22 protein-coding genes are annotated in these 19,356 nt (G+C 72.3%); 10 read left to right on the top strand and 12 right to left on the bottom strand.

All coding sequences use genetic code 11. The features are described 5' to 3' along the window. The first annotated feature begins 89 nt into the window (after positions 1 to 89). From ABZ478_RS31445 to ABZ478_RS31425, 5 genes are all read left to right on the top strand, one after another. Positions 90 to 1,460, top strand: a complete 1,371-nt coding sequence (locus tag ABZ478_RS31445; protein WP_359554585.1) for a sugar ABC transporter substrate-binding protein — start codon at positions 90 to 92, stop codon at positions 1,458 to 1,460. Next, positions 1,457 to 2,395, top strand: a complete 939-nt coding sequence (locus tag ABZ478_RS31440; protein ID WP_359554583.1) for a sugar ABC transporter permease — start codon at positions 1,457 to 1,459, stop codon at positions 2,393 to 2,395. Before ABZ478_RS31445 ends, ABZ478_RS31440 begins: the two co-directional genes overlap by 4 nt. Beyond that, the gene (locus tag ABZ478_RS31435; RefSeq protein WP_359554582.1) at positions 2,392 to 3,237 is read left to right on the top strand and encodes a carbohydrate ABC transporter permease; all 846 of its coding nucleotides are present in this window, start codon (positions 2,392 to 2,394) and stop codon (positions 3,235 to 3,237) included. The genes ABZ478_RS31440 and ABZ478_RS31435 overlap by 4 nt, the downstream gene beginning before the upstream one ends. Continuing rightward, positions 3,234 to 4,223, top strand: coding sequence for a zinc-dependent alcohol dehydrogenase family protein (locus tag ABZ478_RS31430; protein ID WP_359554580.1), 990 nt, complete (start codon positions 3,234 to 3,236; stop codon positions 4,221 to 4,223). The genes ABZ478_RS31435 and ABZ478_RS31430 overlap by 4 nt, the downstream gene beginning before the upstream one ends. Before the next feature lie 71 nt (positions 4,224 to 4,294). Continuing rightward, complete coding sequence (locus ABZ478_RS31425) at positions 4,295 to 5,506, top strand: TerD family protein (RefSeq protein WP_359554670.1); 1,212 nt, start codon at positions 4,295 to 4,297, stop codon at positions 5,504 to 5,506. Positions 5,507 to 5,516: 10 nt separating this feature from the next. Here the strand turns inward: ABZ478_RS31425 and ABZ478_RS31420 are convergent, their stop codons facing one another. The 4 genes from ABZ478_RS31420 to ABZ478_RS31405 form a co-directional block, all read right to left on the bottom strand. Further along, the gene (locus ABZ478_RS31420) at positions 5,517 to 6,137 is read right to left on the bottom strand and encodes a helix-turn-helix domain-containing protein (protein WP_359554579.1); all 621 of its coding nucleotides are present in this window, start codon (positions 6,135 to 6,137) and stop codon (positions 5,517 to 5,519) included. Between the two features lie 66 nt (positions 6,138 to 6,203). Beyond that, on the bottom strand, positions 6,204 to 6,860 hold the full coding sequence (locus ABZ478_RS31415; protein WP_359554578.1) for a 2'-5' RNA ligase family protein: 657 nt from the start codon (positions 6,858 to 6,860) through the stop codon (positions 6,204 to 6,206). Between the two features lie 74 nt (positions 6,861 to 6,934). Beyond that, positions 6,935 to 8,386 (bottom strand): alkaline phosphatase PhoX, encoded by a 1,452-nt coding sequence (locus tag ABZ478_RS31410; RefSeq protein ID WP_359554577.1) that lies wholly within the window; start codon positions 8,384 to 8,386, stop codon positions 6,935 to 6,937. A 172-nt stretch (positions 8,387 to 8,558) separates the two neighbouring features. Beyond that, positions 8,559 to 9,986 carry a hypothetical protein gene (locus ABZ478_RS31405; protein ID WP_359554575.1) on the bottom strand — a complete coding sequence of 476 codons (1,428 nt, stop codon included), beginning with the start codon at positions 9,984 to 9,986 and terminating at the stop codon, positions 8,559 to 8,561. 265 nt (positions 9,987 to 10,251) lie between these two features. Between ABZ478_RS31405 and ABZ478_RS31400 the strand changes: the two genes are divergently transcribed. After that, positions 10,252 to 12,078, top strand: a complete 1,827-nt coding sequence (locus ABZ478_RS31400; RefSeq protein ID WP_359554574.1) for an endonuclease/exonuclease/phosphatase family protein — start codon at positions 10,252 to 10,254, stop codon at positions 12,076 to 12,078. Positions 12,079 to 12,091: 13 nt separating this feature from the next. Here ABZ478_RS31400 and ABZ478_RS31395 read toward each other — a convergent pair whose 3' ends face one another. The 5 genes from ABZ478_RS31395 to ABZ478_RS31375 all read right to left on the bottom strand — a co-directional run bounded on the left by ABZ478_RS31395 (position 12,092) and on the right by ABZ478_RS31375 (position 14,972). Continuing rightward, positions 12,092 to 12,829, bottom strand: coding sequence for an SRPBCC domain-containing protein (locus ABZ478_RS31395; protein WP_359554573.1), 738 nt, complete (start codon positions 12,827 to 12,829; stop codon positions 12,092 to 12,094). A gap of 228 nt (positions 12,830 to 13,057) precedes the next feature. Continuing rightward, positions 13,058 to 13,678 carry a DUF3618 domain-containing protein gene (locus tag ABZ478_RS31390; protein ID WP_359554570.1) on the bottom strand — a complete coding sequence of 207 codons (621 nt, stop codon included), beginning with the start codon at positions 13,676 to 13,678 and terminating at the stop codon, positions 13,058 to 13,060. After that, positions 13,675 to 14,094: a phage holin family protein gene (locus tag ABZ478_RS31385; protein WP_359554567.1), complete on the bottom strand. Its 420-nt coding sequence runs from the start codon at positions 14,092 to 14,094 to the stop codon at positions 13,675 to 13,677. The genes ABZ478_RS31390 and ABZ478_RS31385 overlap by 4 nt, the downstream gene beginning before the upstream one ends. Before the next feature lie 54 nt (positions 14,095 to 14,148). Then, complete coding sequence (locus ABZ478_RS31380; RefSeq protein ID WP_359554565.1) at positions 14,149 to 14,835, bottom strand: hypothetical protein; 687 nt, start codon at positions 14,833 to 14,835, stop codon at positions 14,149 to 14,151. Then, positions 14,832 to 14,972: a hypothetical protein gene (locus tag ABZ478_RS31375; RefSeq protein WP_359554562.1), complete on the bottom strand. Its 141-nt coding sequence runs from the start codon at positions 14,970 to 14,972 to the stop codon at positions 14,832 to 14,834. Before ABZ478_RS31375 ends, ABZ478_RS31380 begins: the two co-directional genes overlap by 4 nt. A gap of 168 nt (positions 14,973 to 15,140) precedes the next feature. Here ABZ478_RS31375 and dapA point away from each other — a divergent pair, with 168 nt between their 5' ends. Together dapA and ABZ478_RS31365 are read left to right on the top strand one after the other, a co-directional pair. After that, a complete protein-coding gene (gene dapA, locus ABZ478_RS31370) occupies positions 15,141 to 16,034 on the top strand; it encodes a 4-hydroxy-tetrahydrodipicolinate synthase (RefSeq protein ID WP_359554560.1) in 894 nt (297 codons plus the stop codon). 78 nt (positions 16,035 to 16,112) lie between these two features. Next, the gene (locus tag ABZ478_RS31365) at positions 16,113 to 16,622 is read left to right on the top strand and encodes a hypothetical protein (RefSeq protein ID WP_359554558.1); all 510 of its coding nucleotides are present in this window, start codon (positions 16,113 to 16,115) and stop codon (positions 16,620 to 16,622) included. Between the two features lie 94 nt (positions 16,623 to 16,716). On the opposite strand, the gene ABZ478_RS31360 is transcribed toward ABZ478_RS31365, so the two are convergent. Beyond that, positions 16,717 to 16,938: a helix-turn-helix transcriptional regulator gene (locus tag ABZ478_RS31360; protein ID WP_359554557.1), complete on the bottom strand. Its 222-nt coding sequence runs from the start codon at positions 16,936 to 16,938 to the stop codon at positions 16,717 to 16,719. Further along, positions 16,938 to 17,429 carry a DUF2975 domain-containing protein gene (locus ABZ478_RS31355; RefSeq protein WP_359554555.1) on the bottom strand — a complete coding sequence of 164 codons (492 nt, stop codon included), beginning with the start codon at positions 17,427 to 17,429 and terminating at the stop codon, positions 16,938 to 16,940. The genes ABZ478_RS31360 and ABZ478_RS31355 overlap by 1 nt, the downstream gene beginning before the upstream one ends. Before the next feature lie 275 nt (positions 17,430 to 17,704). Between ABZ478_RS31355 and ABZ478_RS31350 the strand changes: the two genes are divergently transcribed. Then, positions 17,705 to 17,992 carry a hypothetical protein gene (locus ABZ478_RS31350; RefSeq protein WP_359554552.1) on the top strand — a complete coding sequence of 96 codons (288 nt, stop codon included), beginning with the start codon at positions 17,705 to 17,707 and terminating at the stop codon, positions 17,990 to 17,992. Between the two features lie 85 nt (positions 17,993 to 18,077). On the opposite strand, the gene ABZ478_RS31345 is transcribed toward ABZ478_RS31350, so the two are convergent. Continuing rightward, positions 18,078 to 18,950: a tetratricopeptide repeat protein gene (locus ABZ478_RS31345; RefSeq protein ID WP_359554550.1), complete on the bottom strand. Its 873-nt coding sequence runs from the start codon at positions 18,948 to 18,950 to the stop codon at positions 18,078 to 18,080. Between the two features lie 173 nt (positions 18,951 to 19,123). Between ABZ478_RS31345 and ABZ478_RS31340 the strand changes: the two genes are divergently transcribed. Further along, a complete protein-coding gene (locus ABZ478_RS31340) occupies positions 19,124 to 19,297 on the top strand; it encodes a hypothetical protein (RefSeq protein WP_359554549.1) in 174 nt (57 codons plus the stop codon). Positions 19,298 to 19,356 lie beyond the last annotated feature (59 nt).

The following is a 19,356-nucleotide window of genomic DNA, read 5'->3' as shown; positions in this document are numbered from 1 at the left end:
GATCCGGGTCCGCGACTCCGCATCACCTCCCCACGGGCACTCACGCACCCCGAACGCCCCTTATCTCCCTATACATCCAGGAGCGATCCATGCGCATCCCGAGCCGACGGAGGCCGCGAGCCACGCTCGCCACGGCCGCCGCGGGGACGCTGCTCGCCCCGCTGCTCGCCGGCTGCTGGGCCGGTGCGGGCGGGACCGGTTCCGGCGGCGACTCCATCAACGTGCTGATGGTCAACAACCCCCAGATGACCGAGCTGCAGAAGCTGACCGCCGCCCACTTCACCAAGGAGACCGGCATCAAGGTCAACTTCACGGTCCTGCCCGAGAACGACGTCCGCGACAAGATCAGCCAGGACTTCGCCAACCAGGCCGGCCAGTACGACGTGGCCACCCTGTCCAACTACGAGATACCGATCTACGCCCGCAACGGCTGGCTGCACGACATGGACGGCTACGTCGCGAAGGATCCCGCCTACGACGAGCAGGACGTGCTGAAGCCGATGCGCCAGTCCCTGACGGCGCAGGACGGCAAGCTCTACGGACAGCCCTTCTACGGCGAGTCGTCCTTCCTGATGTACCGCAAGGACGTCTTCGCGGCGAAGGGCCTCACGATGCCCGCCCGCCCCACCTGGCGGCAGGTGGCCGACCTCGCCGCGAAGGCGGACGGCGCCCGGCCCGGCATGAAGGGCATCTGCCTGCGCGGGCTGCCCGGCTGGGGCGAGCTGATGGCGCCGCTCACCACCGTGGTGAACACCTTCGGCGGCACCTGGTTCGACAAGGGCTGGAAGGCGCGGCTGGACTCCCCGGAGTTCGAGAAGGCGACAAAGTTCTATGTCGATCTGGTGCGCGAGCACGGCGAGTCCGGCGCCGCCCAGTCCGGTTTCGCCGAGTGCCTGAACGGCATGACCCAGGGCAAGGTCGCCATGTGGTACGACGCCACGAGCGCCGCCGGCCTGCTGGAGGCGGCCAAGTCCCCGGTCAGGGGCAAGCTCGGCTACGCCCCCGCCCCCGTCGAGCGGACCGGCTCCTCCGGCTGGCTCTACACCTGGGCCTGGGGCATCCAGAAGGCCTCCCGCAACCCCGACAAGGCCTGGAAGTTCGTGTCCTGGGCCTCCGGCAAGGGCTACGAGCGGCTGGTCGGCGAGACCAGCGGCTGGCCGAACGTCCCGGCGGGCAAGCGGGCGTCGACCTACCAGAACGCCGACTACCGCGAGTCGGCCGCCGCGTTCCAGGAGATGACCCGGAAGGCCATCGAGGGCGCCCGCCCGAACGATCCCGGCGTACAGCCGCGGCCCGCGCCCGGCATCCAGTTCGTCGGCATCCCCGAGTTCACCGACCTCGGCACCAAGGTCTCCCAGGAGATCAGCGCGGCCATCGCCGGACGCCAGTCCGTCGACTCGGCCCTGAGGAAGTCACAGGCGCTCGCCGAGAAGATCTCCGAGGAGTACGAGGGACGATGACAGCGACGACCACGGCACCGATCGCGACCACACCCGCACGGGCGGCGCGCCGCCCCCCGGCCCGGCTGCGCGCCTGGGCCACCCGGGCCCCGCTGCTGCCGGCCCTCGTCTTCATGATCGTCGTGACCCAGCTGCCGTTCGTGGCCACGCTGGTGATCTCCTTCTTCGACTGGAACGCCCTCTATCCGAAGGCCCGCCGCTTCACCGGTTTCGACAACTACCGGCAGGTGCTGACCGACGCGGACCTGCGCCACTCGGTGTGGACGACGTTGCTGCTCACGGTGGCGGTGGTGCTGGCCAGCCTGGTCCTCGGCCTGGTCCTGGCCCTGCTGCTGGACCGGCGGTTCCGGGGCCGGGGCGTCGTGCGCACCCTGCTCATCGCGCCCTTCCTGGTGGTGCCGGTGGCGGCGGCCCTGCTCTGGAAGCATGTGCTCTACAACCCTGAATACGGGCTGCTCAATGGGCTGTTGCACTATGTGGGCGGCCCACAGCCGGACTGGATCTCGAACACCCCGCTGCTCGCCGTCGAGGCCTCCCTGGTGTGGCAGTGGACGCCGTTCATGATGCTGATCCTGCTGGCCGGACTGCAGAGCCGGGACCAGCAGCAGATCGAGGCCGCGCGGGTCGACGGCGCGAGCGACTGGCAGATCTTCCGCCATCTGACGCTGCCCCACCTGCGCCGCTATCTGGAACTCGGCGCCCTGCTCGGGTCGATCTACATCGTCCAGAACTTCGACGCGGTGTTCACGATCACCTCCGGCGGCCTCGGCTCCGCGAACCTGCCCTACACCGTCTACCAGAGCTTCTACCAGGCCCACGAGAACGGCCTCGCCTCGGCCGCCGGCGTCCTGGTGGTCATCGGCTCCATCGTCATCGCGACCTTCGCCCTGCGCGTGGTGTCGTCCCTGTTCCGCGAGGAGGTGTCCCGCGCATGAGCGCCACCGTCGTCAAGCGCAGGGTGCGCACGGGAACCGGCCTGGGTCTGGTGGCCTGGCTGGCCGGCATCGTGTTCTTCCTGCCCATCGCCTGGATGGCCCTGACGTCCTTCCACTCCGAGGCGGACGCGGCGACCAACCCGCCCTCCTTCGCCGCCTCCCTCACCCTGGACGGCTACCGCGAGTTCTTCGGCACCGGCGGCGGGGCGAGTCCCTGGCCGGCGCTGATCAACTCCACGGTGGCCTCGGTCGTCTCGACCCTCTGCGTGCTGCTGCTCGCCCTGCCGGCGGCGTACGCGCTGTCGGTCAGGCCGGTGCGCAAGTGGACGGACGTACTGTTCTTCTTCCTGTCCACGAAGATGCTGCCGGCCGTCGCGGGCCTGCTCCCGGTCTACCTGTTCGCGAAGAACGCCGGGATGCTCGACAACATCTGGCTGCTGGTCGTCCTCTACACCTCCATGAACCTGCCGATCGCAGTGTGGATGATGCAGTCCTTCCTCGCCGAGGTGCCGGTCGCGGTGATCGAGGCGGCCCGCGTGGACGGGGCCCGGCTGCCGACCGTCCTCACGCGCGTGGTGGCCCCGATCGCGCTGCCCGGCATCGCGGCGACCGCCCTGATCTGCTTCATCTTCAGCTGGAACGAACTGCTCTTCGCCCGGGTCCTGACGGGCGTGGCCGCCGAGACCGCCCCCGTCTTCCTGACCGGCTTCATCACCAGCCAGGGCCTGTTCCTGGCCAAGGTGTGCGCCGCGTCGCTCGTCATCTCCCTGCCGGTGCTCGCCGCGGGGTTCGCCGCCCAGGACAAGCTGGTCCAGGGCCTGTCGTTGGGAGCCGTGAAATGAAGGCCGCCGTCATCGAGTCCGTGGGCCGCGCCGTCGTCACCGAGGTGCCCGACCCCACGCCGGGACCCCGCGAGGTCGTCGTGGAGGTGGCCGCGTGCGGCCTGTGCGGCACCGATCTGCACATCCTTCAGGGCGAGTTCGCGCCCAAGCTGCCCATCGTCCCCGGGCACGAGTTCGCGGGCGAGGTGGTCGGCGTCGGCACCCAGGTCACGGAGGTCGCGGTCGGCGACCGGGTGGCCGTGGACCCGTCCCTGTACTGCTACGAGTGCCGCCACTGCCGCACCGGCCACAACAACCTGTGCGAGCGGTGGGCCGCGATCGGCGTCACCACGGCCGGCGGCGCGGCGCGGTACGCGGTGGCCCCGGTGGCGAACTGCGTCAAGCTGCCCGAGCACGTGCGCACCGAGGACGCCGCCCTGGTGGAGCCGCTGTCCTGCGCGGTGCGCGGCTACGACGTGCTCAACTCGCGCCTCGGCGCCCATGTGCTGATCTACGGCTCCGGGACGATGGGCCTGATGATGCTGGAGCTGGCCAAGCGCACCGGCGCGGCGAGCGTGGACGTCGTCGACGTGAACCCGGCCCGGCTGGAGACGGCGCGGAGCCTCGGCGTCTCGGCGTCGGCCGCGAACGCCGACGAGCTGGACCGGCCGCGGGGCTGGGACGTGGTGGTCGACGCGACCGGCAACGCGGCGGCCATCCAGGACGGTCTGGACCGGGTGGCGAAGGCCGGCACGTTCCTGCAGTTCGGGGTGGCCGACTACGCGACCCGGGTGACCATCGACCCGTACCGGATCTACAACCAGGAGATCACCATCACCGGTTCCATGGCGGTGCTGCACAGCTTCGAGCGGGCGGCGGAGCTGTTCGCGAACGGCGTGCTGGACCCGGAGGTGTTCATCAGCGACCGGATCCCGCTGGAGCGCTACCCCGAGGCGCTGGAGCAGTTCGCGGCGGGTGTCGGCCGGAAGATCGTCGTGGTGCCCTGAGCCGAACGGGGGTCGCGCCGTCGGTAAGGGAACGGTAAAGCGGTGCCGTTCGTTCACCCGGCATGACAGCTATGACCCCCGGCTCGAACATCCCCCTGTCCGCCGCCCGCGTGACGGTGGACGTCGCCGCCCCGGTGCGGCTCGACGTATCGGGCCTGCTGCTCACCGCCGACGGCAAGGTGCGCTCCGACGACGACTTCATCTTCTACAACCAGCCCGGCGGCCCCGGTGTGACGTACCGGTCCGGTGGCGGTGCCGCGCCCGACGCGATCGAGGTCGACACCGCCGCCGTACCGCCGGAGATCGAGAAGATCGTGGTCACCGCCAGCCCGGACGCGGCGGGCCAGACCTTCCAGGGCATCGAGCCGACGGCCACCGTCCGGGACGCCGCGGGCGGCTCGGTCCTGGCGACCTTCACGCCCCCGCGGCTCGGCTCGGAGACGGCGCTGGTGGTCATGGAGATCTACCGCCGCAACGGCCAGTGGAAGGCCCGCGCCGTCGGCCAGGGGTACGCCGACGGGCTGGCCGGCATCGCCACGGACTTCGGCGTGACGGTGGAGGAGCCCGCCGCCGCGCCCGCCGCGCCGCCGGTCACGGCACCGGTGGCCCCGCCGCGGCCCGCCGCCCCGCCCGCCCCCGCCGCGCAGGCACCGGCCACCGAGCCGCCCGCGCCCGCCGCGCCCGCGGCTCCGGCGCCCGGCACCGGGAAGGTCAACCTGGACAAGGGCCGGGTCAGCCTCCAGAAGAACCAGACCGTGTCCCTGGTCAAGGGCGGCCGCCCGCTGCTCTCGCTGGTCCAGATGGGCCTCGGCTGGGAGCCCGCGTACCGCGGCAAGGACATCGACCTGGACGCCTCGGTCATCGCCTACGGCCCGCAGCGCAACCCGGTCGACAGCTGCTACTTCGGCAAGCTGTCGATCCTGAACGGCGCGGTCAAGCACTCCGGTGACAACCTCACCGGTGAGGGCGGCGGCGACGACGAGGTGATCGTGGTCGACCTCGGCAGGATCCCGCAGGAGGTCACCGGCCTGGTCTTCACGGTCAACTCCTTCTCCGGCCAGAAGTTCACCGAGGTCGCCAAGGCCTACTGCCGCCTGGTCGACGCGGCCTCGGGCGAGGAACTGGTCCGCTTCGACCTGACCAGCGCCGAACCGCAGACCGGCGTGATGATGGCCAAGCTCATCCGGCAGTACTCCGGCGAGTGGGAGATGACGGCGATGGGCGACTTCGTGAAGGCGCGCACCGTGCGGAACATGGTCGACCCGGGAGCCAGGGCGCTGTAGGCGCCGCCCGTCACGGCGGTCGGAGGCGCCCCCGCGCGGGGCGCCCGCCGGCCGGTCGGCCCATCTGCCCGTGCAGTCCTTCCATCAGCAGGGTCAGATACCGCCGGATCTGCCCGCCCCGGCCGTCCGCGAACTCCGAGGCCGTCGCCACGCCGTGGGCCAGCCGCAGCAGTTCGACCGGCTCGACGTCGGCTCGCAGGGTGCCCTCGGCCCGGGCCGCCGCCACCAGCCGGGCCGCCGCGTCCCGGACCGGGGCACAGCAGACCGGGACCGGCGCCGCCCCGCCGTCCATGACGGCCGAACCCAGCAGCGCCTTCAGTCCGCGCACCCGGATCGTCCCGGCGCACAGCTCGTTCAGCCACTCCACCAGCGCCGCGCCCGGCGGCAGACCCCGCGCCAGCTCGTCGGCCCGGGCGGCGAGCGCCGCCATCCGGTCGGCGTAGGCGGCCTCCAGCAGCGCCCGGCGGTTCGGGAAGTGCCGGTACAGCGTGCCGGAACCGACTCCGGCACGCTTTGCGATGTCGTCGAGCGAGGCGTTCTCCCCGTGCTCGGCGAAGACCTCCGCCGCCACCCTCAGCAGCCGCTCGTAGTTGCGCCGGGCGTCCGCGCGCATGGGTCTGGCCTGCGTCATCCAGGAACTCCTCGCGAACCGTGGGCCGATCCCGAACAGTACCGGGGGTGCTTCCCCGCCGGGCGGTCAGCAGTGGTCCGGCGGCTCGTACCCGGCGCCGGCCGGGTCCGCTCCGGTCCGGCGGCGGATCGCGCCGGTGCCCAGGGCGATCGTGGCGCGGACGCGCATGGGACCGTCACCGCGGCGGGACAGCACACAGATCCCGGCCACGCGCGCGTGCAGCACACCGAGCCGGGCGGCGCACTCGGCCGCCAGCTCACGCGGGGCACGGGTGCGGCCGAGCGAGAGATGCGGGGTGAAGCACGGGAAGCGGTCCACGCAGTACGGGAACGGCTCCGCCAGCGCTTCCCGCAGCCGCGTCCAGGGCGCGAGGCCGGCCGCCGCGGGGTCGAGCCACACGGTGGCGAAGGCGCGATGGCGGAAGAAGCGGACCCCGTCGAGCCGGATACCGAAGGGCTCGCGGTCCGCGGCCGCGGCGGCCAGCAGCGGGAGCGCCGCCGGGAAGTCCTCCTCCGGTACGAAGCCGAAGAGCAGGTTCACGTGGGGCGGCCACCGGCGGATCTGCGGGTCGTGCTCGGCCCGGATCCGCTGGACGGCCGGCCACAGCGGGCCCGGGGGCAGCCAGGCGACGGCGGTCCGGGGCGTGGGCGCCGACGCGAGACGCCCGGGGGCGGCGGCCGGACCGGGCCGCCAGGCGGGACCGGGCGTCTCGGGGCGGGGCACGCCTTCATCATGGCCCCGCCCGCCGCCGTCCGCCGCCCCTCAGGGCACCGCCCGGCCGGAGGAGGTGACGCGGTTCAGCGCTGCTGCCGCTTCCACGGGCCCGTGATGGCGAGCATGATGCCGGGCGTCTGGATGTTGGCGTACAGGGTCCTGCCGTCGGGCGAGAAGGTGACGCCGGTGAACTCGCTGTACTCGGGCTCCTCGGCGGTGCCCTGGTTCAGCTCGTTGCGGGCGATGGGGTAGGTGCGGCCGCTCTCCGTCGCGCCGAACAGGTGCTGCACGCCCTCGCCGTCCTCGGCGATGACCAGGCCGCCGTACGGGGAGACGGTGATGTTGTCCGGGCCGTCGAAGGCGCCGTCGACGGACGGGTCAGGGTTGACGCCGATGAGGACCTTCAGCGTCAGGGTGCGGCGCTTGGGGTCGTAGAACCAGACCTGGCCGTCGTGCTGGACGGGGCTCTCCGCACGGGCGTAGGAGGAGACGATGTAGGCGCCGCCGTCGCCCCACCACATGCCCTCGAGCTTGCGGGCGCGGGTGATCTGGCCCTCGCCGAACTGCTTGCGGGTGGAGACCTGCTTGGCGTCGCGGTCCGGGACGGTGACCCAGTCGACGCCGTAGACCGTGCCGGTCTTCGTGGCGCGGGAGAGGTCGTCCACGAACTTGCCGCCGGAGTCGAAGCACTTGAAGGCCTGCAGGACGCCGGCGTCGTCGGCGAGGGTGCGCAGCTTGCCGCGGCCGTGGCGGAAGCCCTCCGGCGGGGTCCAGCGGTAGAGCAGGCCGTTGGGGCCGGAGGCGTCCTCGGTGAGGAACGCGTGCCCGCTCTGGGGGTCGATGACGACCGCCTCGTGGGCGTAGCGGCCAAAGGCCTTGACCGGCTTGGGGTCGCGGTTGGCCCGGCGGTCCTCGGGGTCGACCTCGAAGACGTAGCCGTGGTCCTTGGTGAAGCCGTTCTTGCCGGCCTTGTCCTCGGTCTCCTCGCAGGTGAGCCAGGTGCCCCACGGGGTGCTGCCGCCCGCGCAGTTGGTGGCGGTGCCGGCGATGCCCACCCATTCGGCGACCTCGCCGCCGCGCCGGACCTCGACGACGGTGCAGCCGCCGGCCGCGGCCGGGTCGTAGACGAGGCCCTCGGTGAGCGGCACCGGGTGCGGCCACTGGGCGCGGGCCCCGGCGAGTTCGTGGTTGTTGACGAGGAGCGTGGTGCCGCGCGGGCCGTCGAAGGTGGCGGTGCCGTCGTGGTTGGACGGGGTGAACTCGCCCGACTCCAGCTTGGTCTTCCCGCTGTAGGTGATGACCCGGTACTTGAACCCGGCGGGCAGCGCGAGGATGCCGTCGGGGTCGGGGAGCAGGGGGCCGTAGCCGACGCCGTGGTGCCCGTGGCCCCGCGCCGGCTCGCCGTCCGCGCCGCCGGTGTCCGTGGCGGCGAGGGCGCCCGGGGCGGTGGCGAGGGCGCCGACGCTGCCCGCGAGCGCGACTCCGGCACCGGTGATCGCGGATTTTCTGGCGAAGTCCCTGCGGCTGAGCGACATGGTGTCTCCTGTGACAGTGGGCGTGCCGTGGAGGGTGGCGTCCTGAGGTCGGCGCTCACGCTCCCGTCCGGTGCTGAACGGGAGTTGAACGCCGGGCTGCCACAGGGGTGCCTGTTCCATGAATCCGTACGCACTGCCCAACGGCCGGTAAAGGCACCGGCCGCGTCCGCTCTCAGCCGCCTTGCTGCGAGCGGGCCTTGAAGGCGGCCTTGCGGGCCTCCTTGGCCACCTTCTTGTCCGGGTGCAGCCGCCCCATCGCCTCCAGCACGTCGGCGGTCGCGGGGTGGTCCACCCGCCACGCCGCGGCGAAGAACCCGCTGTGCTGCTCGGCCAGTCCCTCCACCAGGGCCTGCAGTTCCTCGGAGTTCCCCTCGGCCTGGAGCTGCGCGGCCAGGGTGTCGACGGTCAGCCAGAACACCAGCTCCTGGGAGGGCGCGGGCACGCCCGAGGCGCCGTGCTCGCTGAGCCAGACCCGGGCGAGCCCGCCCAGCTCGGGGTCGTCGAGGACGTCCCGCAGCGCCGGCTCGGCCTCCGCGCCGACCAGGGACAGCGCCTGCTGGCAGCGCAGCCGGCGCAGCGGTGCCCCGGCGTCGGCGCCGCGGGCGGCCGCCAGCAACTCGCGTGCCGAGGCAAGCGGTTCGCGCCGGGCCAGCCACTGCTCGGTCTCGGCGCGGGCGGCGGACTGGCCGAAGCGGGAGGTGCCGTCGAGCAGCGCGTCCGCGCCCTTGTCGGCGAGTTCACCGACCGCGGGCGCCTCGAAGCCGGCCTCCAGCAGCCGTGCCCGCAGCCCGTACGCGCCGAGCGGGGTCAGCCGGACCATGCCGTAGCGGGAGACGTCGGTGTCGTCCACCGGCGCGGCGGGTTCCTCGTCGGCGTCGGCCATCAGCGCCTCGTCCACCGGCTGGTACTCGACGAGTCCGACCGGCTCCAGCATCCGGAACTGGTCGTCGAGGCGCATCATCGCGTCGGAGACCTGCTCCAGGACGTCGTTGGTGGGCTCGCCCATGTCGCCGGGGACGATCACCGAGGCGGCGAGGGCGGGCAGCGGTACCGGGGCGTCACCCGCGCCGCCCTCGGTGCCGGTCAGCGCGTAGAGGGTGCCGAGGACGCCGTCGAGGAACTTCGCGTCGGCCTCCGGGTCCCAGTCGAGTGACGCGAAATCGATCTCGCCGCCCTCGTCCATGGCGTCGAGCAGGCCGTCCAGGTCGGGCACACTCGCGTCCGCGACGACCGTCTCCAGGGCGCTGAGCCACACGGTGAGCACGTCGTGCGGGGAACCGGCGGTGAGCAGTGCCAGTTCCTCCCCGGCCGCCACGGTTCCGGCCTCCTCGTCGGTGACCGCGACCAGACCGGCGTCCACGGCCACCCGCCAGGCCTCGCTCGCGTGGGCGGCGGCGTCGTCCCCGCTCAGCCCGAGCAGTTCGGCGGCGGCCGGAAGCTGCTCCTCGACCAGACCGCCGCCGGCGTCGACCCGGGTGCCGGGCCCGGCCCAGCGGGCGAGGCGGGCGGCGCGGGAGAGCAACGGCGTGGACAGCGCGGCGCGCGCCAGCTCCGCTTCGGGACGCAGCCGCACGGGCGGCAGGGGGGAGCTGTCTGACATCGGCTGAATCTCCTAGGACCGTGAAAGGGCTCAGCCGCTCAGCCTAGACGGATTTCCACCCATGCCGCCTGGTTCATCTCCCCGCCGGACCGCGTACATGGCCGAAACCTTGACAACTCACCGCCCCAGGCAGGAGATTGACGCGCGTAGAAGTTGGGGGGACAACTGTTCACTCGGCTCTACGCGTGTCACAGAGGGCCACGAGTCCCACACGCTGCCGTTCCACCCTCGTCCCGGCGCCCAGTCACGTCCCCGGAGGGATCCCTTGCCGAGCAGGTCTTCCGCGCGCCTCGCCGCGCTCACCGTCGCCGCCGTCTGCGGCGCGGCGTCCGCCGTCGTCCTCACCTCACCCGCGCACGCCGACTCGGTGCGCGTCCACGACATCCAGGGCACCACCCGGATATCCCCGTTCGCGGGGCAGAAGGTGACGGACGTTCCCGGCGTCGTCACGGCCATCCGCACCTACGGCTCCTCCAAGGGCTTCTGGCTGCAGGACGCCACGCCGGACGACAACCCGGCCACCAGCGAAGGCGTGTTCGTCTTCACCAGCTCCACGCCGAAGGTCGCGGCCGGCGACTCGGTCACGGTGACCGGCACGGTCTCCGAGTACGTCCCGGGCGGTGCCTCCTCCGGCAACCAGTCGCTGACGGAGATCACCAAGCCCACGGTCACCACGGTCTCCACCGGCAACGCCGTCCCGGCCCCGGTCGTCGTCGACGGGGACGCGGTTCCGGACGCCTACGCCCCGGCCGGCGACACCGCCGCGGCCGGCTCCGTCAACGGCCTCACCCTGGACCCGTCGAAGTACGCCCTGGACTACTACGAGTCCCTGGAGGGCATGAGCGTCCGGATCGCCGACGCGCGGGTGGTCACCGCGACCGACCCGTACAGCGAGCTGTGGGTCACGGTGAAGCCGCACGAGCACGCGAGCCGCCGCGGCGGCACGGTCTACGGCTCCTACGACTCCCAGAACACCGGCCGGCTGCAGATCCAGTCGCTGGGTTCGACCGCCGACTTCCCGAAGGCGAACGTCGGCGACAGCCTGGAGGGCAGCACCACCGGCCCGCTGGACTTCAACCAGTACGGCGGCTACACCCTGGTCGCGAGCGAGCTGGGCACGCTGAAGAGCGGTGGCCTGCAGCGCGAGACCACGCAGAAGCAGTCGGGCCGCGAGCTCGCCGTGGCGACGTACAACGTCGAGAACCTCGACCCGTCGGACGCCACCTTCGACCAGCACGCCGCCGCGATCGTGCACAACCTGCAGTCGCCGGACGTCGTGTCCCTGGAGGAGATCCAGGACAACAACGGCGCCAAGGACGACGGCACGGTCGACGCGAGCCAGACCGTGAACAAGCTGATCGACGCGATCGTCGCGGCCGGCGGCCCGAAGTACGACTGGCGTTCCATCGACCCGGTCAACGACCAGGACGGCGGCGAGCCCGGCGGCAACATCCGCCAGGCCTTCCTGTTCAACCCGGAGCGGGTGTCCTTCGTGGACCGCGCGGGCGGCGACTCCACCACCGCGGTCGGCGTCACCAAGGCGCAGGGCAAGGCGCGGCTGACGGTCTCTCCGGGCCGGATCGCCCCGGCCGACGCGGCCTGGGCGAACAGCCGCAAGCCGCTGGCCGGCGAGTTCGTCTTCCGCGGCAAGACGGTGTTCGTGATCGCCAACCACCTGAACTCCAAGGGCGGCGACCAGGGCCTGACGTCCCAGTACCAGCCGCCGGTGCGCAGCTCGGAGATCCAGCGTCACGCGCAGGCGACCGTGGTGAACGGTTTCGTCAAGGACATCCTGTCGGTGCAGAAGAACGCGGACGTGATCGCGCTCGGCGACATGAACGACTTCGAGTTCTCCGGCACCGCCCGGATCCTCGAGGGCGACGGCGAGCTGTGGTCGGCGATCAAGTCGCTGCCGAAGAGCGAGCGTTACACCTACGACTACCAGGGCAACCAGCAGGTCCTGGACCAGATCCTGGTGAGCCCGGCGATCCGGCGCGACTGCGGCCTCGAGTACGACAGCGTGCACATCAACTCGGAGTTCAACGACCAGATCAGCGACCACGACCCGCAGGTGCTGCGGTTCCGTCCGTAGCCCGCGTCCCGGTTCAGGACTGGCCGAACACGCCGTTCAGCCAGTCCTGCCAGGCGGCTTCGTTCGCCCGGCCGTCGGCGCCGGGCGCGAAGTCGTGGACGCTGATGCCGAGCGGGGCGCCCCAGTGGCCGCGTCCGAAGAAGCGGATGAGGGCACTGTCGGTGCGCAGCCCGATGAAGTACGGGTTCCGGTAGTCGAGTACGGCGTCCAGGGTCCGCCCGCCGGGCCCCTGGACGCGGACCTTCGTGCCCGCGGCCGCGCCGTCCGCGAGTCCGAGGGCGCGGGCGACGGCCGCGAGCGCCCTGGGTGCCGCCGAGGCGGCGGGCCCGTTCACCTGGGCGAAGGCGACCGGGCGGGGCGCGAAGTGCGTGAGGTACTCGCACAGCGTGTGCAGATGGAAGTTGGTGTGCTTGCTCGCGGCGTCGTACTGGTTGTTCCAGTCGTCGGTGAAGATGCCGCTGTGGACGTAGCGCACCCGGGCGCGGCGGCCCTCGTCGCGGGGTTCGACGGTGTGGTCGAGCCGGTTCAGCGACTGGACGGGCGTGCCCACATCCTCGCTGCGGCAGGTGTAGCGGTGGGACGGGTCCCACGCGGTGACCGTGGACCCGAAGGGACCCCGGCCGCCCTCCCGGGGCTCTGGCGGGTCCATCGGCCACAGATAGCCGCCGGTACCGGTGGTGATCGCCGCCCAGACCTTCTCCGGCGGGGCGTCGACCTCGAACTCGCGGACGATCTCGAATTCCTCGGGCATGGCGGGGCTCCTGCTCGGCTCTCGGGGGCGGTCCGTATCGGACCGCGGGGTGGATCAGCTCGTCGACACCAGGCATCGCGGCCGCCGCCTCGGGGTCCCCGATCACGGTCACGTCCGGCGTGCGACCGCCCTCGCACCGACGACTTCCGCGTCCAGGAGGACGGAGCGACCGGTGCGAGGGCGGTCAGCGGTGCCTGCCCGCCGGTGGGACGGGCGGGCCGGAGCGGGTCAGCAACAGCGGCTGTGCTGCCGGCGCCAGGCGATGACCGCCGCGATGGCGGCGGCGGTGAGGGCGCCGGCGGCCAGTACGGGCCCCGGGTGCTGCTTGCCGGCGTCCAGGGCGCCGCGCAGGGACTCCGTGAGACCGCCGCCGGCGTGCCGCGCACGCCGTTCCCGCAGGGCGTGCCCGGCGCTGGTGGCCTGCTCCTGCAAGGCGTGTCCTGCGGTGCTGGTCCGCTCCTGCAGGGCGTGCCCGGCGCTCGTGGCGCGTTCCTGAAGGGCGTGCCTGGCCGGGGCCGACCGGTCCTGCACCGCGTGCCGGGCGTGGCCGGACCGGTCCTGCATCGCGTGCCGGGCGTGACTCGACCGCTCCTGCATCGCGTGCCCGGTCCTGACCGCCCGTTCCTGCACGGTGTGCCCGGCCTGGGCGGCGCTGGAGCGGAGCTGCACGGTCATGGCGCCGGCCTTGTCCATCAGGTCGGCGGCGCGGGCCTTGGCCCGGCCCTTCACATCGGCCTTGCCGACGAGCTGTTCGACGGTCTCGCCGAGCTGGCTGCGGGTGTGCTCTATCTGGTGCCGCAGTTCGTCGGGGCCCTTGGCGCCCGAGCCGTGCGGGTTCTTGTGGCTCATCGGTGTGCCCTTTCCCTGATCACGTCGACGTCCGCCTTGACGCTGCTGAGCGTCACCTCGGGTTTGGGCGGGGTCGCGCGGCGCAACTGGGCCCGGCCGGCCATGGCCAGCAGACCCGCCACGGCGAAGAACACCACGGCGACGATCAGCGCCGACGCCCACACGGGCAGCGCGAGCGCGATCGCGGCGGTGGCGGCGCCGGCCAGGGTGATCAGGCCGACGTAACCGACGGCGCCCGCGGCACCGAGCAGTCCGCCGCCCCGTCCGGCATGGCGCCCCTTCTCGGCGAGCTCCTCCTTGGCGAGGGCGACCTCCTGCCGCAGGAGCCGGGAAAGCTGTTCGGTGGCCCGGCTGACGAGCTCACCCGTGGAAGGGTGCCCGTTGACAGAGGGCCGTGTCTGCGAGGTCACGGTCACGTGTTCCGCCTCCTCTTCCGTACGGAACTCCCCGAGTACCCAGGCCCGGATCCGTCACCCTCTCCCCTCTCCCCCCGTCCCGGGTGAGCCGAGCCGGGCGAGTTGCGTCTGGAACCAGTCCAGCCGGGCCTGCAACAGGGCCGCCTCGGCCACGAGTTCGGGTACGCCCATGTCCCCGCCGGCCGTCAACCCGGCGGACGGTGCGACGGCTGCCGCCACCACCCGCAGGCCCTCTCCGGCCAGCCGGGCGAATCCGGCGAGCGGGACGGACGTACGTGCTCCCGCGCAGCCCGCGCACGCGGGTGCCAGGGCCTGCCAGCCGGGTCTGCCCCAGCCGGCGTCGGCGAGCGCGACCGGGCCGGCCCCGCAGGCGCACGGGCCCACGGCCGCCGTGCGCACCCGTTGCCGGGCGTACCGGAAGCCGCGCTCGAAGCGGATGTAGGCACCGAGCACGGAGACTTCGAGCAGGACCGCCGCCCGGTGCTCGGCCGTGCACAGCAGGGCCTCGGCGGCGGAGCGGTCGTGCACGCAGTGGAAGCCGCAGTCGCACAGGCGCGCGGGCGCGCGATGCCGGCGCCCGTAGACGCAGGAGGCGTCGTCGAGCACGCCGTACGGCAGCGCGCCGCCCAGGGACACACCGGTGAACCCGGCCCGGGTGCCGTCCTGCGACAGCACCGGGTGGGCGATCTTGTATCCGGTCGGCGGCTCCGTCGGGCGTTCCACCGGGAGCCGCAGCCTCATCGGGCCGCCGGTACCTCTTCGCGGGCCGGCTCGGCCGGTGCGGTGCGGATGATCTCCTCGGGGAGCTCCGGCTCCTCCCGGTGGACGAGGGGCCGCTCCTCGGCGACTCCGGTGGCCAGTGCCTTGCCGAGCTTCATGGTGCCTCCCATGACCGACGTCAATGACCGTCCCGACTCATAGTGACCCATGTCGGCCGACTTGGACACAGGACCTTCGGCCACCACCCCGACCCATCAGCATCGCTAACCAATATCTCGTAGCAGAATTAAGTAGAGCTTCACTGTCAGGATGCCGAGACTACCTCCATGACGATCCGACGCAAGCCCTTCGGCCGCACCCTGTGCGCGATGATCACCCCGTTCACCGAGACGGGCGCGCTCGACCTGGAGGGGGCCCGGCTGCTGGCGGACCGGCTGGTGGCCGAGGGCTGCGACGGACTGGTGCTGAACGGCACCACGGGCGAGTCGCCGACCACCACGGACGCGGAGAAGGCGGAGCTGATCGCGGCCGTCCGGGAGGCGGTCGGCGACCGGGCCGCGCTGGTGGCGGGCGTCGGCACGGCGGACACCCGGCACACGGCCGAGGGGGCCCGCGCGGCGGAGAAGGCCGGCGCCGACGGCGTGCTGGTGGTGACGCCGTACTACAGCAGGCCGCCCCAGGAAGCGCTGGAGGCGCACTTCCGGCAGGTCGCCGACGCGAGCGGTCTGCCGGTGATGCTCTACGACATCCCGGGCCGCACCGGCACCCGGATCGAGCCGGAGACGATGATCCGGCTCGCCGAGCACCCCCGGATCGTCGCGGTCAAGGACTGCTCGTACGACTTCCTCGGCGCCCAGAAGGTGCTGGCGCGGACGGAGCTGGCGTACTACGCGGGCTGCGACGAGCATGTGCTCGCGCTGTACGCGGTGGGCGCGGCGGGCTGTGTGAGCACGGTCGCCAACGCGGTGCCGGGGCGGATCGCCGCCGTCCTGGACGCGTTCGACGCGGGCGACACGGACCGCGCGATGGAACTCCAGCTGGGCGTGACGCCGTTGATCGAGGCGATGATGGCCGCGGGCCTGCCCGGCACGGTCACCGCCAAGGCCCTGCTCGGCCGGCTCGGCCTGCCCGCCGGCCCGGTGCGCCCGCCCCTGCTGCCCGCCACCCCCGGCACGGCCGACGGACTGCGGGCGCTGTACGACCATCTCGTCGCGGCCTGACCGGCTCCGGGCGGAGCCGGACGCCGGGCCCGGAAAATCACCGCGACTCCCCTCGGGCCCCGGCCGTACGGTGACCACGTGACCCGCCCGCTCCTCTTCCTGGATGTCGACGGACCGCTCAACCCGTACGCGGCCCGGCCGGAACGCCGGCCCGAGGGCTATGTGACGATCAGGGCCTCCGTCCGCCCCGGGCACCCGCTGCGTGTGTGGCTGAACCCGTCGCACGGCCCGGCACTGCTGGCACTGGGGTACGAGCTGTGCTGGGCGACGACCTGGATGGCGGAGGCCAACCGCTGGATCGCGCCGGTGGTCGGACTGCCCGAGCTGCCGTACGTCGACTTCGGGCACTGCCTGTTCGCCGAGCGGCCCGACGGTGTCCACTGGAAGACGGAGGCGATCGTGGCCCACGCGGCGGGCCGCCCGTTCGCGTGGGTGGACGACGAGCAGGGGCCCGCGGACACCGCCCATGTGGCGGCCCACCACCCCGCGCCCGCCCTGCTGCACCACGTCGACCCGCGGATCGGCCTGCGCGCGGATGACTTCGCGGCCCTCACGAACGCGCTCGGCGGGCTCACGTCGGGGCGGTGAGGGCCGGGCCGGTGTCCAGCTCAGGGCCCTTCGGGCGGACGCCGTACGTTGCCGGACAGTCTCCCGGCGCTCTCACACCCACCCCCGGGGCACGTCATCCGCCCGCGACGCCCTCGGCCTCCCAGCGGAGCAGGTCGCCCGGCTGGCAGGCGAGTACCTCGCAGAGCGCGGCGAGCGTCGCGAAGCGCACCGCCCTGGCGCGGCCGTTCTTGAGCACCGCGAGGTTGGCGGGCGTGATCCCCACACGGTCCGCCAGCTCGCCCACTGACATCTTCCGCCTGGCCAGCATCACGTCGATGTCGACGACGATCGGCATCAGATCACCTCGTCCAACTCGGCCCGCATCCGCGCCGCTTCACCGTCGCGTGCGACGGCCTGGGCGAGCAGCGCCCGCAGCACGAGCACGATGAGCGCGACCCCCAGGATGGCCATGCCGACCCCGCCCATGATGACGGTGACCCCCGGATCGGCCCGCTGGCCCGGCGCGTTGATGGCCGTGACCGCGAACCACAGGAGGGCGGCCGCCACGATGGCGCCGATCACGCCGTCCACGTACCGGAAGGCGGCATCGGAGAACACGGTTCCGCGTCGCGCCATCGCCACCAGCCGCCATACGCAGACCAGGGCGACCTGCGCCGACACCATGCCCGCAATCGTGATCACGCGCAACGGGGTCAGCGGCAGCGACCCGTCCTCGGGGTCGTTCCCGCCGACCAGCGCCCACACCATCCCCGCCTGTACGAACACGGTGCCGGCGAGCACCACCACGAGCACGGCGCGCAGCGCGCGCACGGTCAGCTTTCCCACGGCCCGTCCTCCCATCGAGTTGCGATGGGAATCTATCGAAATTCGATAGACCGAGCAAGGGCTCACACATGAACGCCGTCCCCGGCCCTCCCGGTGGGGCCGTGGGAGGGCCCGGCCCTCCGTCGCCGCAGACGAAAGGCGGGCTCCCCGGTCAGCGCCGCACCGATCGCCCCAGTCGCCCACTTGGGGGACGTCCGGATGCAGTGCGTGCACGCTTCCGTACGGTCGGTTGCAGGGCCGGGACGTGCCTGGCCTGTCGAATCGGGAGGTTCGTCATGCGTCGCATCGGCTCGACACTCGCCACACTCGCCGCCGCCGGAGTGCTCGCGCTCACCGTTCCGGGCTCGGCCCTCGCCGCGAACGGGTTCCTCGCGATCGACGGAGTCCGCCACGACGACCCGAGAGGCTGCTTCGAGATAGCCCGACTGTCGACCGTCCTCAACTTCACGGACACACCCGCCCTGGTCCACAACGTCCCGGGCTGCGCAGGCGGGAGCGTCCAGGTCATCCCTCCCGGGCTGGCAGTGCAGATACCCGGAACGCACAGCATCTTCATCGGCTGACCAACGGCGGGGCTTCGGACCTGCCTGACCCGAGTGACCCAGGGCAAGAAGTCCCCTCAGGTCGCAAGCTACGGATCAGGTGTTGTCACTGGTCCGTAGCTCTCTCCAGTCCGCTCCAGCCGCGTTCGCCGCCCGTCGCCCAGGCCTCCAGCAGCTGCCGGGCCTCGGTCTCAGGGGCGGCCAGCCAGACGGTCTGTGAGCCGCCGTGCGTCGGCGCGCCGGCCTCGTCCCGGTCGACCCGGCCCTCGCTGCAGCATGAGCACAGCATGTGGAAGCTGCTCGCGGGCTCGGCGCCGAAGTCCTGCGCGAAGAACGAAGCCACCAGGGCGTCGACATCCGATGCGTCCGCCGCGTTCACGGTCGCACGCAGCGTCGGCAGCGCAGAGGCCTCGAAGAGCAGCAATTCGTCGAAGACAGCGACGCTTTGGCCGTTGTACGTCCGCTCGCCAGTCGGCTCCCCGTCGTGCACGACGATCTCGCCGAAGCGACGGCCCTTCGTGGCAGGGACGTTCATCACGCGTCCTCGCGTCGGGCAGAGCCGCTGGATCCAGACCACCTCGCGCTCGCCACCCGTGCGCAGCCGTACGCACGCCGGGCCGAAGGCGCCGTTGATCTCCCCTTCGCCCTCCGGCATCGGGATCCCGAAGCCCTCCCAAGCGTCACGGGCGGTCGCCCAGTCACGCTGGATCGTGGCGGCGACCCCCAGGTTCCAGAACGCCGGGTCCTGCTCACCGCGCGGCGAGCGGGCGGCAGCCTCACGGCCGAGTTCGTAGGCCTTCGCCCAGTTACGCAGAAACTTGTACGCCAGTGCCGCGTCGTACCACCACATCGCGCTGGGGCCCTCGTCGGGATAGTGAGCGAGGACCTGCTCGTACAGCTCGGCGGAACGCAGCCACTCCTCCGCATCCCACATCTCGCGAGCCCGTTCCAGCAGCTGCTTCGCCTCGGACTTCTCCACGCCCCTGCCCTCCCTCCGACCAGGGAGGGAGTTTCGCACGACGACTGAAGGGGTGTGGAAAGGGGGGTGTCGATCGGCTTTACCGCGCGCTTCCACAGCAGACGGCGGTACTTCCCGCTCGGCCTGCCGAGGCCGTAGCCGCCTCCATGCGCTCCGAGAACATAACCAAGCGGATGTCCCCGCCCACCGTCATCGCCGACGCCATCGGCAAGGCCGTCACGGCACGCCGGCCCAAGACCCGCTACGCCACCGGCTTCGGCGCACGCCCCCTCATCGGCCTACGGCGCCTCCTCCCCGACCGCGCCTTCGACACCCTGGTCTCCCGGTCCATGGGCCTTCCCCGCTGATCGCCCCGGGGGAAGGCCGCCGGCAGCGGTGCTCACGCACGAGCGCCCTCCCAGGCCGT

The organism is Streptomyces sp. NPDC005706 (genome assembly GCF_040631045.1).
In the GTDB taxonomy this organism is placed as follows: Bacteria; Actinomycetota; Actinomycetes; order Streptomycetales; family Streptomycetaceae; genus Streptomyces.
The sequence above is the reverse complement of the archived record's forward strand: the minus strand, read 5'-3'. Positions and strand labels throughout refer to the sequence as shown.

What these genes read in the sequence shown, in the direction of transcription:
- ABZ478_RS31445 (WP_359554585.1), top strand. Translation starts at nt 90, where the DNA reads ATGCGCATCCCGAGCCGACGGAGGCCGCGAGCCACGCTCGCCACGGCC.
- ABZ478_RS31440 (WP_359554583.1), top strand. Translation starts at nt 1,457, where the DNA reads ATGACAGCGACGACCACGGCACCGATCGCGACCACACCCGCACGGGCG.
- ABZ478_RS31435 (WP_359554582.1), top strand. Translation starts at nt 2,392, where the DNA reads ATGAGCGCCACCGTCGTCAAGCGCAGGGTGCGCACGGGAACCGGCCTG.
- ABZ478_RS31430 (WP_359554580.1), top strand. Translation starts at nt 3,234, where the DNA reads ATGAAGGCCGCCGTCATCGAGTCCGTGGGCCGCGCCGTCGTCACCGAG.
- ABZ478_RS31425 (WP_359554670.1), top strand. Translation starts at nt 4,295, where the DNA reads ATGACCCCCGGCTCGAACATCCCCCTGTCCGCCGCCCGCGTGACGGTG.
- ABZ478_RS31420 (WP_359554579.1), bottom strand. Translation starts at nt 6,137, where the DNA reads ATGACGCAGGCCAGACCCATGCGCGCGGACGCCCGGCGCAACTACGAG.
- ABZ478_RS31410 (WP_359554577.1), bottom strand. Translation starts at nt 8,386, where the DNA reads ATGTCGCTCAGCCGCAGGGACTTCGCCAGAAAATCCGCGATCACCGGT.
- ABZ478_RS31405 (WP_359554575.1), bottom strand. Translation starts at nt 9,986, where the DNA reads ATGTCAGACAGCTCCCCCCTGCCGCCCGTGCGGCTGCGTCCCGAAGCG.
- ABZ478_RS31395 (WP_359554573.1), bottom strand. Translation starts at nt 12,829, where the DNA reads ATGCCCGAGGAATTCGAGATCGTCCGCGAGTTCGAGGTCGACGCCCCG.
- ABZ478_RS31390 (WP_359554570.1), bottom strand. Translation starts at nt 13,678, where the DNA reads ATGAGCCACAAGAACCCGCACGGCTCGGGCGCCAAGGGCCCCGACGAA.
- ABZ478_RS31380 (WP_359554565.1), bottom strand. Translation starts at nt 14,835, where the DNA reads ATGAGGCTGCGGCTCCCGGTGGAACGCCCGACGGAGCCGCCGACCGGA.
- ABZ478_RS31375 (WP_359554562.1), bottom strand. Translation starts at nt 14,972, where the DNA reads ATGAAGCTCGGCAAGGCACTGGCCACCGGAGTCGCCGAGGAGCGGCCC.
- dapA (WP_359554560.1), top strand. Translation starts at nt 15,141, where the DNA reads ATGACGATCCGACGCAAGCCCTTCGGCCGCACCCTGTGCGCGATGATC.
- ABZ478_RS31360 (WP_359554557.1), bottom strand. Translation starts at nt 16,938, where the DNA reads ATGCCGATCGTCGTCGACATCGACGTGATGCTGGCCAGGCGGAAGATG.
- ABZ478_RS31350 (WP_359554552.1), top strand. Translation starts at nt 17,705, where the DNA reads ATGCGTCGCATCGGCTCGACACTCGCCACACTCGCCGCCGCCGGAGTG.
- ABZ478_RS31340 (WP_359554549.1), top strand. Translation starts at nt 19,124, where the DNA reads ATGTCCCCGCCCACCGTCATCGCCGACGCCATCGGCAAGGCCGTCACG.